This is a genomic window from Mariprofundus sp. EBB-1 (assembly GCF_003665155.1).
Classification (GTDB): domain Bacteria; phylum Pseudomonadota; class Zetaproteobacteria; order Mariprofundales; family Mariprofundaceae; genus Mariprofundus.
In genome coordinates, this window is sequence record NZ_RCFQ01000003.1 from 115,107 (window position 1) to 131,774 (window position 16,668).

7 protein-coding genes and 1 tRNA gene are annotated in these 16,668 nt (G+C 48.1%); 7 read left to right on the forward strand and 1 reads right to left on the reverse strand.

All coding sequences use genetic code 11. From position 1 onward, the window contains the following. Positions 1 to 209: 209 nt before the first annotated feature. The gene (locus D8Y20_RS02335; protein WP_121541423.1) at positions 210 to 8,681 is read left to right on the forward strand and encodes a neuraminidase-like domain-containing protein; all 8,472 of its coding nucleotides are present in this window, start codon (positions 210 to 212) and stop codon (positions 8,679 to 8,681) included. A 189-nt stretch (positions 8,682 to 8,870) separates the two neighbouring features. On the opposite strand, the gene D8Y20_RS02340 is transcribed toward D8Y20_RS02335, so the two are convergent. Continuing rightward, positions 8,871 to 8,945, reverse strand: a tRNA-Met gene (locus D8Y20_RS02340). 170 nt (positions 8,946 to 9,115) lie between these two features. Here D8Y20_RS02340 and D8Y20_RS02345 point away from each other — a divergent pair. From D8Y20_RS02345 to D8Y20_RS02370, 6 genes are all read left to right on the forward strand, one after another. Then, positions 9,116 to 9,769 carry an HAD-IIIA family hydrolase gene (locus tag D8Y20_RS02345; RefSeq protein WP_255418402.1) on the forward strand — a complete coding sequence of 218 codons (654 nt, stop codon included), beginning with the start codon at positions 9,116 to 9,118 and terminating at the stop codon, positions 9,767 to 9,769. 83 nt (positions 9,770 to 9,852) lie between these two features. Next, on the forward strand, positions 9,853 to 12,168 hold the full coding sequence (locus D8Y20_RS02350; protein ID WP_236075194.1) for an AsmA family protein: 2,316 nt from the start codon (positions 9,853 to 9,855) through the stop codon (positions 12,166 to 12,168). Positions 12,169 to 12,425: 257 nt separating this feature from the next. Continuing rightward, positions 12,426 to 13,043 carry an L-threonylcarbamoyladenylate synthase gene (locus tag D8Y20_RS02355; protein WP_121541426.1) on the forward strand — a complete coding sequence of 206 codons (618 nt, stop codon included), beginning with the start codon at positions 12,426 to 12,428 and terminating at the stop codon, positions 13,041 to 13,043. 94 nt (positions 13,044 to 13,137) lie between these two features. Continuing rightward, positions 13,138 to 13,650 carry a YqhA family protein gene (locus D8Y20_RS02360; RefSeq protein WP_121541427.1) on the forward strand — a complete coding sequence of 171 codons (513 nt, stop codon included), beginning with the start codon at positions 13,138 to 13,140 and terminating at the stop codon, positions 13,648 to 13,650. Positions 13,651 to 13,668: 18 nt separating this feature from the next. After that, complete coding sequence (locus D8Y20_RS02365) at positions 13,669 to 14,424, forward strand: potassium channel family protein (RefSeq protein ID WP_121541474.1); 756 nt, start codon at positions 13,669 to 13,671, stop codon at positions 14,422 to 14,424. Between the two features lie 153 nt (positions 14,425 to 14,577). After that, positions 14,578 to 16,638: an LPS-assembly protein LptD gene (locus D8Y20_RS02370; protein ID WP_236075195.1), complete on the forward strand. Its 2,061-nt coding sequence runs from the start codon at positions 14,578 to 14,580 to the stop codon at positions 16,636 to 16,638. Positions 16,639 to 16,668 lie beyond the last annotated feature (30 nt).

Consider the following 16,668-nt stretch of genomic DNA (forward strand, 5'->3'; position numbering starts at 1 on the left):
CGGTAAATAGAGTCGTAAAGTTGAAGATCAATTCACGAGGTGAGGTTGTAACGAAGCTGCAGGAAGCGCTTCGACAGCTTGGTTATACGATCAATGATAGTCCTGTATTTTTCGGGGCAAATTAGAAAAGAGTAAGACAATTGATAACAAACATAGCCAGCGAGGCGTTTGAGGACCAGGGATTGATTGGGAAATGAAGGGGAGGCGAGATGCCGGCAAATAGAATCGTAAAGTTGAAGATCAATACGCGAGGTGAGGTCGTAACAAAGCTGCAGGATGCACTACGGCAGCTTGGTTATACAATCAATGATTCTGTCGAATTCTTTGGGGCAGATACGCGCGATGCGGTGATGGATATTCAGGCCAATAATGGATTGCATCCGACCGGGGTAGTTACGCCTGAGGTTTGGAGCCTGATTCTGCGGTTGAAGAAGAAATCCCAATCAGAAAACCCCGATATACCGAAAACCACAGAAGAGAGTGAACTCCCCGGTTACTCTGTGTCCGGCTTGATTCTGCAGCCGAACGGCAAACCTGTTGCCGGAGCCATCGTCAAAGCCTTTGATCGGGGCATCGGCGAAGAGAAGCTTCTCGGTGAAGCCAGAACCGGCAAGCTGGGTGAATACCATATTGATTACGATGCGAGTGCTTTGGGCGAGAGCGACAAAGGCAATGCCGATCTGATTGTGCGGGTGTTTTCCGGCAGTGAACTGGTCGGTGAATCACCATTGCTGATTGAAGCGGATCACCATGCAGAAGTGAATCTCTCCATCGGTGCAGAGGTCTATCGTGGCCCGTCATTGTTTGAGCGTTTGGATGATCATCTGTTGCCATTGCTGAAGGGGCAAAAGCTTGCTGCTCTGCAAAAGAGAGATATTGAGCTGTTGGCACATCGCACTATGGCACCAGCGGCGCAGGTGACAGCTTATCTTGCTGCAAGAATCATGGCCGAGAAGCTATCGTCCGGCGGCTCAGCCATTATTCCTGAGTGGGTGTTCGGCCTGTTTGAACATGATCGCATTGAATCGGTGCAGGCGATTGGCGGTATGGCTGATAGTGCTCTGCGTCAGCGATTGGAAGCCTCCGTGCATGCTAACCGGATTCCACGTATCGACATCGCAGAGGCGGTAGAGGCGCTGGCTGAAGCCCGATTCCTGATTACAACGGATGACAATCTGCACAGTGCACTGTTCTTCAAAGTATGTGGCCTTTCCAAAGAACAGGGCAGGCTTCTATTGCGCGCCATCATGGCTTATGAGGGTACAGAAGGGGGGCTGTGGGATGCGCTGCGAAAAGCGGCTGATCTGACTGAAACGCAATTGACCAGCGTGCGCGAGTGCACGCTGATTGATGAACTGCTTGATGGCAGTACGAAGCTATTTCAACTGCTGGTTGGCAAGCAGAAATTGCGCAAAGCAAACGGACTTGCCCAGCTGGATGTCGATGCATGGCTCAAGGCCATTGAAGGTTCAGGTGCAAATGTACCGGATGGTCTCAAAGGGGAGAGTGACGAGGAGCGCAGGCAGAACTATGCCCGCATGCTTGAAGCGCGCATGGCTCGCCGATTCGCCTCGGCCCGTTTTATCGCGGCATGGTTGAGTGATAATCAAACTGCAGATCAAGCACTGGATGTATTTTTCAAAGCTCATCCCGATCATGACTTTACGCAGCAATTGTTGCGTGATTTGATCAAGGAAGAGGAACTGGCCGAGGAGTTGGTGAGTAAATTGTCGCAGATGGAAAACCTGTTTCATCTGTCGCCAATGGAAAATCGTTTTGCCGTGGCGAAGGTATTGCATGCAAAAGGGATAGACTCCTATCGCGATGTAACGCGGATTGGCCGCAGCCGTTTTATCACCCGATTTAAAGAAGAAACCGGCACGGCATCGGGACAGTATGTTTATGCGCAGGCCCGACGTGTTGCTTCCTCGCTGTTGAGCCGCCATGTCGGTAATGCAGTGGTGGGTTCTGGCACAGATCCCAAGGCTGTTCCAACCAGAAAAGATGATACATCAGAAACAACAGTCAGCGCGATCACTTCGGGCGATGGTTTGGCCTCCTGCGATCACTGCCATTCAGTATTCAGTCCATCAGCCTATCTGGTCGATCTGCTCGACTATATCGGTAGAGCCGAGACGGCTGACGGCTTTGTGGATGGCAGAACCCTGCTCAACAAGCGTCGTCCCGATATCGAGCAGATCAATCTCAGCTGCAAAAACAGCGATACGGTGATCCCCTATATTGATCTGGTGCTGGAGGTGCTTGAGCAGGCGGTTTCAGGCAGTGAACTTTCAGCCTGGCAGACAGAAGGGGATAGCGGGAGCATTGCTGCGCGCCCTGAGCACATCACTATCGAGGCTTATGAGAAACTGGCCGAGGCCGTCTATCCGTGGAACCTGCCGTTTGATCGCAATAGCGAAACCTCACGTCGTCTGCTGGCCAAAGCAGGTATTGAACGCGCAACTATGCTCAAACTGTTCAGGGCAGAGCCCGAAGCGGAAGCCGATACAACGATCCTTGCCGAGCTGCTTGGCATGGCAGAGGCACAGCTGACTATCGTTTGTGATGATAATATCGACCAGGTAGGTAAATACTGGGGCGTGGCCGATGCGGGTGAGCTGAATAGTGTTGATGTGGTTACATTGATGCGTCATGGCGAGCTTTCACAGGATGAAGTGCGGGCGTTGCTGGAAACTGATTTTGTGAATCCGGGGCGGGTTGTCTCCATTGATGCCGTAACCGGTAATTTGCAAGATGTTAACCGGGTTGCACTGAACAATATGCAACGTTTTGTGCGTTTGCAAAGGGCTCTGGGAGTGTCCATTACCGCGTTGGATGCATTGCTGGCGCATATCGCCCCTGATCAATTCAATACGCAGTTGGGTGATGCTGTGGCCTTATGGCGGGAGTCAGGTCTTGCTTTGGAAAAAGTGGCAACGTGGTGGAGTGAAAACTCGACCTTTGCCGAGGATCTGCGTCTAGAGAGTGATGCGTACGAACAACTGATTGCCATGGCTGGCGATAAGCCGACAACAGCGGCTGAGGCCAAGGGCCTTTTCGAATATTTGCAGTTGCTTGAGGACTTCGATATTTCGATTGCTGATGCCTTCGATCTGTTGAATGAACCAGCGGATGCAAAGCAGCAGAAAAAAGCAGTTGAATCGATTAATGGCATTATTTCGGCTGTTGCAGCTCAGGCCGATACAGTGGTTGCACCTGATGCGCAGCGCACGGCTTCGATTATCGAGATGCTGGCTGATCAATGGGGGATGGATGTCGCAGCTGCAGAGCAACGGCTGGATTCGTACGCCGATCTGAGTGAAATTCCGAACACTACAACTATCAGTGAAGAAGATGCTGTCGTTATCGGCGCGTGGCTACTGGTCAGGAAGCTGCGCAGGGCTCTGGTTGTTGAGATGTTGGCTGCGCAGTGGGATGTGGATGCAGGCAAGGCAGAATACCTGTTGGCGACTTCTTCTGAATTGAAGCCGCTGCTGACTCCAGATCCTGTGATTGTAGAAGGTGATGTTGCCCTCATCGATGCCTGGCTGAGAGCGGAGAAGCAGGCGCGATTGTTTAACCTGCTTGGTGTCACTGTCTCTGATATGCAGTGGATTGAGGTCCATCATGCAGCCTGTGGCTGGATTGATCCGGTCTCGATGCCTGTTCGCGAAGGCGATGCTGCTGCCACTCTTGATGGCCTGCTGCACCTTGTCTCGGATAACGTGATTGGCTTGAATAATATGAGCGGAGATAACTCCATTTATGCATGTCTGGAGGATATACGTTCAGCCGATTCGTTTGTTTTGGCACTGGTCGATACGTTTGCTGCGGCAAGCAAATGGGAAGCAGAAGATATTGCTTTCCTGAGTGGTGCCGGAGGTTATAGCTGGGACAACTTCGAAGACTTTATGGCTGCGGATGGGCTCAGCTTGCTGAGCCGTGCAATCAGGATGGCTGGCAAGCTCCATTTGGCTGTTGAGGAAACCTGGTCGATTGCCGAGGCATCGAAGGTTGAAGCGCTGGAGCAGGCTGTGGCGGCTGGCTTCGAGGATGACCAGTGGCGGGAAATATCCGCATCAATCTATGGCGAGCTGCGTGAACTACAGCGTAAAGCCTTGTTGGGATATTTAATTGTCAACAATGACGAATTGAATGATGCCAACGAGGTGTATGGCTACTACCTGATTGATCCCGAAATGGGACCTTGTTACAAAACCTCGCGCATTAAACAGGCCAATGCCTCCCTGCAGCAGTTTGTTCAACGGATCATGCTGCGTATGGAAAGCGATGGTTTGCACTTCTTCCGCAGTGATCTCGACGAATGGCCGTGGCGCAAGAATTACCGTGTATGGGAAGCCAACCGCAAGGTGTTCATCTATCCCGAGAACTGGATTGAGCCCGAGTTGCGCGATGACAAATCACCATTTTTCAAAGAGCTGGAAGATAAGCTGTTTCAGGGAGATGCGACTGCAGTGTATGTTGAGAGCGCTGTTGGCGAATACCTGCATAGTCTGCACAAAGTCGCTAACCTGGAAATTGCATCGTTCTACGAGTGTCATGAGGAGAATTGCTTCTATGTGATTGCTCGCACGCGTGAAATTCCACACGAGTATTATCTCTCCATCCGCAATGAAAATGATGTTTGGGAGCCATGGCAGAAGGTAGAGCTGGATATTGAGGGCGATCATCTTGTGGCTGTGGTTTACAATCGCAGGTTGCATCTTTTCTGGCCGGTTTTTGCTGAAAAAGAGAATACCAGTAGTGAAAACTATCAGGACGAAATCAAAGCGGTCGATGCGGAGATTGAGGCGTTGTCAGATCAGTTGGATGATAACCAGAGTGAACTTGACGATATCAATAAGCCTGAAAAACCTCGAAATCAGGAGGAGGTAGAAAGGCTTAATAATCAGATTGTATCGCTGAAGTCGCAAATCGATTTCAAGCAGGAACAGAAGGACTCTATCAGGTACAGATATCGTTATCTGGAAATCCAGATGGCTTGGTCTTCTCTTCGAAATGGGGCATGGGAAAGCAAAAAAGTTTCCTCATCCAAAATCAATGATAGAGCTCCCATCCACTACACAAATGACAGGAATGACTTCTTTCTGGAGCAGTCAATTTCTTTCGACAACAAGCTTACGATTACGGTAAGGCGGCATCGAAAGAGGCTTGCCAGTATTCAAGCCACAACGATGTTCCCTGGGGTAAAGACGATCGAGAGTTCGGATGCCGGAACGAACTACGAGAAAGTAACTGTGGGTTTGTTCGAGCTGGATGTGTGCAATGGTAAGATGGCAAATAGAAGCCAAGCCAGGACCAGTGCCCCCTTTACGCTTTCAGCAATGCCAATCTCTCTCAGCCATGTGGAGCCGTTGAACAGTTCTCCGGCTGCAATGAAGTATCTGGTTAATCGTAATGGCAGTGAGGCTTCGCTTCGTCTTCAGGTGAAAACTCGAACCCCTCAATTAAATACGATCGGAGGAGGGGTAGACCAGTTTGTGACCAGAACTCCATTGTTGCTGAAAAATGTACCGGACAATAGCGAAGTGATGTTTTCTCCTCAGCAGGAAGGAAAGAGAAGTAATGCATCATTTTTCTACGAAGATGGACAACGGTGCTACCTGATTCATCCCGGTGAACATTTTTCAGATCGCCTTGATGCGGGCGCGACTCGCGATTTGCAGAAAGGAATCGGAGCTACAAGCAACAGGGACTCCGGTTATCGCTTTATTGGTTTCTACCACCCTTTCAGCTGCTTGTTTGTTCAACATTTGGATCGATATGGTCTGGATGGTTTGTATAAACCGGATGCCGATAAGGGCGGTGTTTCAGCAAATCTTGTCAGGCAGATTATGCGGGATATGTCGATTGATTTCGGTGCGGTTTACGACCCTGGATTTGCAGTGGTTAACCGTCCACAAGAGGTGATCGATTTCCGATATGGTCGACCGTACGCCAATTATAATTGGGAGCTGTTTTATCATGTGCCAATGATGATCGCTACCCATCTAATGAGTGATCAGAAGTTCGAAGAGGCACAGAAGTGGTTGCATTATATCTTTGATCCGATGACGGAAGATTTGGGTGGAGCAGAGCGCTACTGGCGATTCAGACCTTTCTATGAGATGCAACTGCAAGCCAATATCGGAGACATAAATGAGGAGGCTGCCTCATCTATGGGGGATTCAGACCCAATGCGGAAATTGCGGGAGTGGGAGAAAAACCCATTCAACCCTCATGCCGTTGCCCGTGTTCGAACGGTTGCCTATATGCGCAATACAGTAATGAAATATCTGGATAACCTGATCGGTTGGGCGGATATGCTCTTTGCTCGCGATACGATGGAATCGATCAATGAAGCAGCCCAACTCTATGTGCTGGCTGCGCAGATTATGGGGCCAAAGCCCGTGGTACTTACAAACACGGCCAGCAATGATGAAAACAGGCAGTCAGCCAGGGAACTGATGCAGCAGATGGAGCTGTATCAGGGAAGCAGTGATACTTCAGATGCAAATGCTGACAACGAAATGCAGGGGATCAGTATCTTCGATACGTTGATGACCTTCTGTATACCACCCAACGAGAAAATGCTGGGCTACTGGGATACGGTGGCTGACAGGCTGTTCAAGATTCGCCACTGCATAAATATCGAAGGCGTTGTTCGCCAGTTGCCACTATTTGAGCCGCCGATTGATCCTGCTCTGCTGGTACGTGCATCAGCAGCAGGTGTGGATCTGGCGACTGTTATTTCCGGATTAAGCGCCCCTCTGCCACATTACCGATTCAATGTGATGTTGCAAAAATCTAAAGAGTTGTGTGGCTCGGTGCGAGCGCTTGGAGGAGCATTGCTTTCCGCACTGGAAAAGCAGGATGCCGAGGAAATTGCTCAGATTCGTGCCAATCATGAATTTAGCCTATTGAAGGGCTCAAGAGAAATAAGACGCCAGCAAGTTGATGAAGCCAAAGAAAGTTTAATGGGCTTATCTGAATCAAAAGCGATCAATGTGGTTAAATTTGAGCATTATCGAGATATTGAAAAAACAATCACAGAAGAACAGAAGCAGTTAAAGAAACTGGCTTTAGTAGGGGATATTTTACATGGGGAGCTCGGTTATTATGCCTTAGCTACAATTAGTAACTTAATTCCAGAAACTAAAGTTGGGCTTTGTGCTGGAATAACATTTGGTGGCCGAAACTTGGGAGAGGCTCAAAAAATGGGAGGGGCTGTAATTAGCACGTTAAGTGCTATTGAGTCACACCAAGCAAATAAGCTATCAATACGGGCAGGTAGTGAAAGACGCTGGAATGATTGGAAGCTACAGGAGCGTTTAGCTGCTAAAGAGCTAGTTCAAATTGATAAACAAATCGCAGGCGCTGAAATCCGAAAAGCCATTGCCGAGAAAGAGCTGGAAAACCACGAAAAGCAGATTGAAAATTCCCGGCAAGTGAATGAATGGATGCGCTCCAAATTCACAAACAAGGAAATCTATAGTTGGATGGTTGGTCAGTTATCAGGGCTTTATTTCCAGACATACCAACTGGCGGTTGAAGTGGCCAGAAAAGCGGAGCTCTGCTATCGCGAAGAACTTGATGTTGAGAGTACGTCATTTATCGGTTTTGGATTCTGGGATAGCCTGAAAAAGGGGTTGCTGGCGGGCGAACAGCTGCAGCATGATCTTGAGCGCATGGATGTGGCTTATCTGAATAATAACAAGCGCAAGCCTGAGTTAACCAAGACAGTGTCTCTGGCACAGATCAATCCGTTAGCACTGCTGACCTTGAAAGAAAAAGGGGAATGTACGTTTGCCCTACAGGAAGTGATTTACAATCTGGATCATCCGGGGCATTACAACCGGAAGCTGAAGTCGGTTGGTATCTCATTGCCGTGCATTGTAGGGCCTTACACAACGGTAGGTTGTACGCTTGTGCTAACCAAACATGCGCGCAGAAGGGATGCTGATATAAATAGCGATCTGGAGATTACATACGCTGGTTCACAATCGATTGCGACCAGTTCTGCTCAGAATGATCGCGGCATGTTCGAGTTCAATTTCCGTGATGAACGCTATCTTCCGTTTGAGAACTGCGGCGCTGTCAGTGAATGGAAACTGCGGTTGCCAAATGAGGTTCGGCAGTTTGATTATAACTCTATCTCCGATGTGATTCTGCACGTTCAATATACTGCAGATGAGGACCAGACAGGAACATTCAGAGCGGAAGTCGAAACCAGTCTTCTGGAGGCGACACGCTCTATTGGGGCGAATGGATTGTCGCGTGTGTTCAGCCTGAAACAGGATTTCTCTTCCGAGTGGCATAGGCTGTTATCTTCTGAATCGGGTTCGCAACAACTGACACTGGAGCTGAAAGAGAATCATTTTCCCTATATCTGCAGAGGAAGAGAGATTGAAATTAGTTCTGTTGAACTCTTTCTGAGACCGCAAGATGGCTATGAATATAATGATGGGGCTGTGTCCATTACCTTAAATGCTCCAAAGGGAAGCTACCCTGATGTGCCGATCAACCTTGCTGGCGGAGATGTCGAAGGACTTCCATATGCCAAGCCAGTAGATGGTGTAAAAGAAACGATTGGTGCATGGATGTTGGATATTGCCGAAGGGATAATAGATTCGGCCAATTATGAAGACATGTTTGTCTGCTTCAATTATAAATTGAAATAGTATGGATGGGGAAAGAGTTCGATATCGGAAGATATTCTAATGTGAAAGTATGCGGGTTGCTGGGAGTGGATTGTTAACTCGATTGTCATTTGTGTCTACTGTTTTGTGGGTAGTCCAAGCTTCTTTTTGGTGGGCTGATAGAAAAAAGAAAGGCCCTGAAAAACTCAATTTTTTTCAGGGCCTTATGTTTGGTTGCGGGGGCCAGATTTGAACTGACGACCTTCGGGTTATGAGCCCGACGAGCTACCACTGCTCCACCCCGCGTTAAGGAGGCCGAACTTTAGGGCTGAACTCTTTTCTGTCAATAGCCTATAATCATGGCAGTGTTTGAGGCTTATAAGTCTATAGAAACACGCATTAATTTTAATATGGAGGTGCTGAAATAGCACCCGCCATTATAAAGGTGACAGATTATTTCGACTCAACATTCTCTTATTCTCTTCGATTGCGATGGCACGTTGACCAATTCGCATGGGATCATTGTGCAGGCCATGCAGCAGGCATTTCAATCGGTTGATTTGTTACCACCGGATGCTGATGCTGTGAATCGGATTATCGGTCTCTCTCTTGGCAATGCGGTAATCGGTTTGATGCCTGCTGAACTGCATGATGATGCTCAACTACATCAACAAATTGAGCAGGCATATCGTCAGCATTATCTGTTGGCAGAGCATGAGGTTGTGTTGTTTCCACATGTGCGGGAGACACTCGAAGCATTGCGAGAGCGTGGTTACTGGCTTGGTGTGGTAACAGGGAAGTCCAAATCGGGGCTGTTGCGGGTGCTGGAGAGCTTTGATCTGGCAGATCTGTTTTATGTGTTGCGAACGGCAGATTGTACGCATTCCAAACCGCATCCGGCCATGGTGCTTGAATGCATGCAGGAGATGGGGATGAAAGCTGTGCAGACTGTTGTGATTGGTGATGCACTGTTTGATATTCAGATGGCAGAAGCCGCCGGGGTTCGTTCTTTGGGGGTATCCTTTGGTGTTGCGGAGGCTGAGTTGTTGCTGCAAGCGGGAGCGGAGGAGGTGGTGAATGATTTCTCTGAGCTACTTCAATATTTTCCACTCTTGCAAGATTTGCCATAAAAGCCGACGATACCAGTCGAAATAAATTTACAGTTTGATAGATTTTCTGTCGAGTTGTGTATTCAATATGAGGGGTTTCTATTGTGTCTAAAATAATTCGTTACAGCCTTATCTTCGTTGTTTTAATCGTTGTGGTTTTATTGGCCGCACCATTCTTTATTGATGTGAATACCTATAAGGGGCAGATCGAAAAAGCGGTTGAGGATCAGACTGGTCGTCAGCTGAGTATTGGTAATATTGATGCTTCCTTGCTTCCCTGGGTGGGGCTGGAGTTGAAAGATGTGCATTTGGCCAACCGTTCGGGTTTTGCGAAGCGAGATTTTCTCAGTGTTGAGCGCTTACATGTGAAATTGGCTCTGATGCCCTTGCTATCTAAAAAAATAGAAATAGAACATTTCGAAGTCATTTCTCCCGTAATATATCTGGAGCGTGCCAGTAATGGTGATAGCAACTGGGGAGATCTCACGGCTTCGCCTGCAGAAAATACTAATACGGGCTCCCGGGCCCAACAGTCTCAATCTAGCCAACAAGTTGCTCAGACGCGTGCGCCCGGGGCACCTGCGTTGGCTGCTCTACAGGCTGAATCGCTTAGTTTGACAGGAGGGCAAATCACCTGGGTCGATGCTGATGCAGCCCCGGTGGTGTTATCTGAACTGAATGTGGCGCTGGATGATGTGCAGTTGCAGCGGCCTGTTGCCCTGCGGGTTTCCGGTAAATTGTCGGGTAATGCTTTTGCGTTGAATGCACATGTAGGCCCGGTTGGAGACCTTGCTACATTGAATGTGGATAGGTTACCGCTGCAAGGCGAATTTAAGGCTGAAAATATTCAATTGCAGCCATTTCAGCATATGATTGAAGGGTGGCCTGAACAGCTTGGTGACATTGCGGCAGCTTCAGTGCAGCTCTCCGTGCAGATCGAACAGCACCCCAATGGTGTGCGTTTGGGTGAAGGCGAGATGCACTTGAAGGCAGCGCATGAGCTGGCTGTTGGGTGGAAGGTTGAAATGCCGAATGCTGATAAGATGATTATCAATCATGCAGCACTGACGGTGAATGGAAAGGGGCTGCTGGATGCAAAAGGCAAGGTTGAACATTTGACCGGCAATCCAACGTTTGCAGTGCGTCTCGATGGGCACGTGATTGAGCGCACATGGTTGGCGACGTTTGTGCCCGAATTAAAGGCAATGTATTCGGCTCATCCGGCTCCGTGGAAGCAGTTACAGTTTAGCGCTTTGTTGGCAGGAGGGGCTAAACAGCTGGATATCAATGATTTGCAATTGAAATTGGATAATGAGTTGTTGAAAGCATCTGGAGCCGTCAAGTATGCCGGTCCGGATATCCGCCTGCGTATGGCGGCGAATCAACTGCATCTGGATGCATGGCTACCGCAAGGTAAGCAAGCCGATCAAGCTACATTGAAGGATTGGTCAATCATTGCAGAAGCGATCGCGGCTGCTGACCTGAAAGCTGAAACTGCTGAGCCGGACTTGCGCTTTTTGAAAAGCTGGGGGATCGGATCAGCGTTGAAAGTGAAAAAATTGTTTGTGCGTGGCATGCAGATGACCGATTTCTCCGCTGAAATTAAGGGTGCTAACGGCTATATTGCCATGAGTCCCATGCAGTTCAAACTGTCTGGTGGAAGCGTGATGGAAAAAGCCAGTCTGAATGTAAATGCGTACCCGGTTACATGGAAGGAGTCTGTGCATATTTCAGGTGTGCAAGCAGGCCCCTTGCTGAAGACCTTGGCTGACGTGGATATGCTGGAAGGCAGTATGAATATGGATACTAAGTTTCATGCTACAGGCTTGACGCCAGCGGCAGTCAATACCTTGAATGGGCGTGGCACAGTACTTTTTAAGAATGGTAAATTAAAGGGTTTCGATATTGCCGGCGCCATTCGTAAATTTACCAATCCGGGGGCTTCTCAGCAGGGGCCACAAGAGACTGACTTTGCCCAGCTTTCCGGCACCTTTGATGTGAAGAATGGTATTGCGGACAATAAGGATCTGTTTATGGCCTCACCACTCTTGCGCATTACAGGACAGGGCAAGATTGATCTGGTGCAGAAGCGTATGGATTATGAAGTGAAGCCGCGCGTGGTTGGTTCACTGAAAGGCCAGGGTGATACCTTGTTGCGTAAAGGACTGACTATTCCTCTGCATATCTATGGGCCTTTTGATGCGCCTAAAATAACGCCCATTATCAATGCCAAAACACTGATGAACAATGCGCCTGCATTGTTGAACAAGGGCGGCGTTAATATTGGTGGTAAACTGGGTAAGATTCTTGGAGGTGGTAAACAGGCAGCACCTCAGGATAAAACACAGCCACAGACCGACCCACAAACTCCTCAAAAGCAGTTGCTCAAAGGTTTGGGCGGCATGATTCCCGGTTTTTAATGCAACAAGCTTGCATCGTAAAAAGTCCATCGGTGGCCTTTCATGTTGCGGACAATCAGGCGCGTAGATCGCTTGTCTTATATACCAGATTGCAAGGCAAGCAACCTGGAGCGGGCTTCGAGCTAGGGCTGCCAGAGATGAATGTGTGGCATACAATTAAGCCATTGCGAACAAATATTTGATTCATGCGCCCATTCATGGGCGAGGTGATGACTTTGTGAAGTCACCATATCAAAGTTATAGAGAAGGATAGTACCGTGCATCAATTTGAACATCTTCGACTTCATCCCGAACGGCCTCAAATCAGGCAGATCAAGCGTGCGGTAAGCATGCTGCAACAAGGTCTGTTTGTGATTGTACCCACCGATACGACCTATGTGATCATGTGTAAACCCGAGTCGTTGGGGGCAATTAATGATATTCGTAAATTAAGGCAGCTGGATAGTGGGCATTTGTGGTCGGTGGCTTGTGTTGACCTGTCGCAGGCAGCAACCTGTGTATGTATAGATAATAAAGCTCACCGTGTGTTAAAGCGTTGTTTTCCAGGTGCCTATACCTTTATCCTGCCTGCCAGTTCTTCATTACCTCGCCGTATCTTTGGTAAACGTCGTGATGTTGGTATTCGTATGCCTGATCATCCGGTTTGTCGTATGCTGTTGGAGGAGTATGGCGAGATTCTGCTCTGTACAACCCTTGAATTACCGGGAGAGATCCATGCTGCTTTTGATCCTGATGAGTTTGTAGCGCAGGTAAAACATCTGTCATGTGGCGTGCTGGATGCGGGTTGGGGTGGAATGGAACCCACCACTGTAGTGGATCTATGTGATGATGATCCTGTGGTGTTGCGTGAAGGAGCCGGAGTGTGGCCCGCATAGCGAAGATTTAGGGTGGGGCTAAATCATTGGCATCAATCCTGCTGGCGCTTCTTAAAAAACGCACTAGATTCACGAAATTATTTGAGGGGTTGTTATGAAATCTTTTTTTGAAAAACTGTTATGGAACTCACGTTATTTGACCTTGTTGGCGGTCTGGTCCTGTATTGTTGGTATGGCGCTGCTATTTACCCTCTCTGCGATAGATATGGGTAAATTATTGGTAGAATTCATCGATGTCTATGCTTTTGGCCATGAAATCGAAGGTTTCCATACAGCGGTGGTGAGTCATGTGATTACGGCCGTAGATGATTTTCTGCTGGCGATGGTGTTGTTGATTTTTGGACTTGGTGTGTATGAACTGCATATTGATAAGCTCGATGTTGCGCGCGATAACCCTGCCGCTGGTAAACTGTTACAGATCGAGAATCTGGATGATTTGAAAGATCGTTTGGGTAAAGTGATTTTGATGATTCTTATCGTAGCCTTTTTCAAAAATGTGTTGCATGTGAAATTTGTAGGCCCTTTGGATGTACTTTATATGGGTGGTGGCATATTTCTGGTCGCGCTGGCGCTCTATTTCGGTCACAAAGCGGGTGAGCATAAATAAGCTGATTCAGATACCATGATGACCCGACAGGTTTTTTTTCAACGCGCACTTGATGCTGCCATGTTTGTTGCAACATTGGCGGCGGTTGGAACTTCCTTTGTGGAGGATCTGCCGGAGTGGGTGACCCTGGTTGTGTTGACCTCCTTTGTGATCATGTTTTTTTGGCGTTGGTACATTGCAGAGAATCGCAGCAAATGGATGAAATCCAACTGGTTTGATCTGGTGGTGGTGGTGTTGTTGGCTTCTCCTATTTTGCGTATGCTGATGGCGTTGCGTTTTGCACAATTGCTGCCTGCATTGCGAATCGGAGTACTCCTTCGAGCCAATAAAGCCCGATTAATGCGTTTGTTGGTGCTGTCAGGTGAGAGTCTGCCCGTCGCTATGGCGATGGTGTTCGGAATTGTGTTTGTTTTCGGTACAACGACTTATCTGTTAGAGCATCCCTATAACCCACAGTTTTCGGAAATGCAGGATGGCTTGTGGTGGGCTTTTGTGACCCTGACGACAGTTGGTTATGGAGATATTTATCCGGTTACCGCCAGTGGGCGCGTGGTTGCTGTGATGACCATGATTTTTGGTGTTGTAGTCTATTCCTTGATTATTGCCAATGTAACGGTGTTTCTTGATCAATATACTCATAAAGAAAACGAGAAAAAAAGGCTCGCAGAACAGGCTGTTGCTGATAAAGAACATCTGCGTTTGTTCGCTTCTGAGGTTGATCAAGCCATAGAGGCTGCTGAAAAACCATCTTCTGAAAAAACCGAAAAAACGTAAATTCAGGGTTAAGTTTATTAAACGGAGCATTTGCAGGAGTGATTCTCTATCTGTTTTAATATCGTCGGTATGGGAATGCTGTGGACTGCCTGAATTTGTAGGATAGCTTGCTGCACCATGGTTCACTTCTTACGTTTTACATATAGCGCATGCATGTTGATGTCGCTCCTGTTGGCATCGAATGCGGCTGCAGGGCCGGTAGATATTGATGCGGATGAGATAAGCCGTAATGCTGATGGTGTGGTGATAGCGCGTGGGCATGTAGTGATTAAGCGTGAATGGGATACGCTGATGGCTGATGAAGTGGTCTATCGAACCAAGGAGCATGTGCTTGAAGCCAAGGGCCATGTGGTGATCAAGTCGGATAAATCCACCATTCAAACAGACAAAGCTATCATGCAAACACAGAGCAAAACCGGGCATATGAACCATGCCGTGATTTCATTGCCTGGTGGAGAACGATTGACCGCCGAGCGGGTCAAGCGAATCGATGATCAAACCTATGAAGCCGAAAAAGTACTGTTTTCATCGTGCCCTATTGATGAAGAGTCCTGGCGTGTGGCTGCAAGCCGAGCGGTGCTTGATCAACACGATGGAAGCCTGACTGCAACCCATGCACGTTTTGAATTATGGCAAATACCCGTTTTATACGCCCCCTGGTGGCAACAACCATTAAAACGTAAATCTGGTCTGCTGATGCCAACAGTTGCCACAGGAAAGCGCCGGGGTACTGAGCTGAGTATGCCTTATTATATTGCACCACAGGCGAATTGGGATGCTACATTAATACCGCACTGGATGAGTGCGCGCGGAGTGATGGGGGAGGCAGAGTTGCGCCACCTGTCGAGCCTTGGTTATGCGCAAGTAAACCTCGCCGGGATTGATGATGCTGTGACGGGGTCAGTACGAAATCGTTTGGGTGGGGACTTGCGGTGGACTTTACCTGCGGGTATGCAACTGGCTGCCAAGGCTGATCATGTAAGTGATCGGCTCTATGTAGCCGATTACGCAACAGGAGAGCAAATAAGTTCAGTGTATCTGCAGAGTGCCGCGACCTTATCACAGGCAGGGCAATATAAAGGTTTTCAAGGCGATTGGTCGCTGCAGGCAGGGCACATACAAAACCTTCGGCGAAAGAGTAATGCGACGACATTACAAATCTTACCGCGCTTACAAAGCCATGCTGAGTGGGCTGTGTCACCTAACTTTATTGTGCACGTTGACCAACAAAGTACACGCTTTAACCGGCGCAGCAGGGTAGATGGTTGGCGTTTAAATGTGCACCCTTATATTGAAATGCCGTGGGAGCTGCCTAGTGGCGGCTTGTCGGCACAATTGACTGCTGGGCTGCAGCACACGCGTTATTGGTTGCAACAAACGGCATTGGTTGATTCAACTCCCACACGTACAACTGGAGAGGTTGCACTGCAGGTGCGTTCAGATTTTGAGCATGTTGGAGAAAACCAATCATGGCGTCATGTGATTTCTCCAATTGTGCGTTATGATTATATTGGTGCTCCGATGCAGTCGCTGTTGCCGAATTTTGATTCAGCCTTTGGCTTGCTAACCTGGAGTAATCTGCTTTCAGGCAATCGATTTTCCGGCCTTGACCGCATTGAAAAAACTAATCGATTTAGTTTTTTGCTTGAAAATAGACTGCAATTTAAAGAGCTCGGAGATGCTGCGGCACGTGATGTATTGATCGTTCGAGGTGGCGTTTCTTATGATTTGGCGCAGAAGAGTGTTGATACAGCCTTGAAAGCAGCACCTACACGGCCATTTTCTAATTTGTTGGGTGAACTAACCTGGCGGCCAGTTAGCTATATAAGAATATACAATAGCGGTCAGTACAATGCTGGGGATCGGTATTGGGCAAGTATCAATTCATCTTTAACTTTATCAGTGTCAGACAATAAGTTTAAGGTGGGTTATCGGTTTACTGATGCCCGTTACGCAACACAGGCGCAGTTATTTAATGTGAGCACCAGTGTTAGTTTGGTCAATCGTTGGAAGGCGACGGGTAATTGGCAATATGACATGCTTCTCAAACTATCTCAGCAGACATCGATAGGCATACAATATACACACCCTTGTTGGACAGTGGGCCTTGATGCTTACAAAACAAACAGTCCGGCTGGTACCGGTACATCGTCAAACTATGGTTTCCATTTGTTGCTCGAATTTAAGGGGCTGGGTAGCGTTGGTTCCTCATAGTGTGGTTGCTTGTATTTATTGATTTTTTTG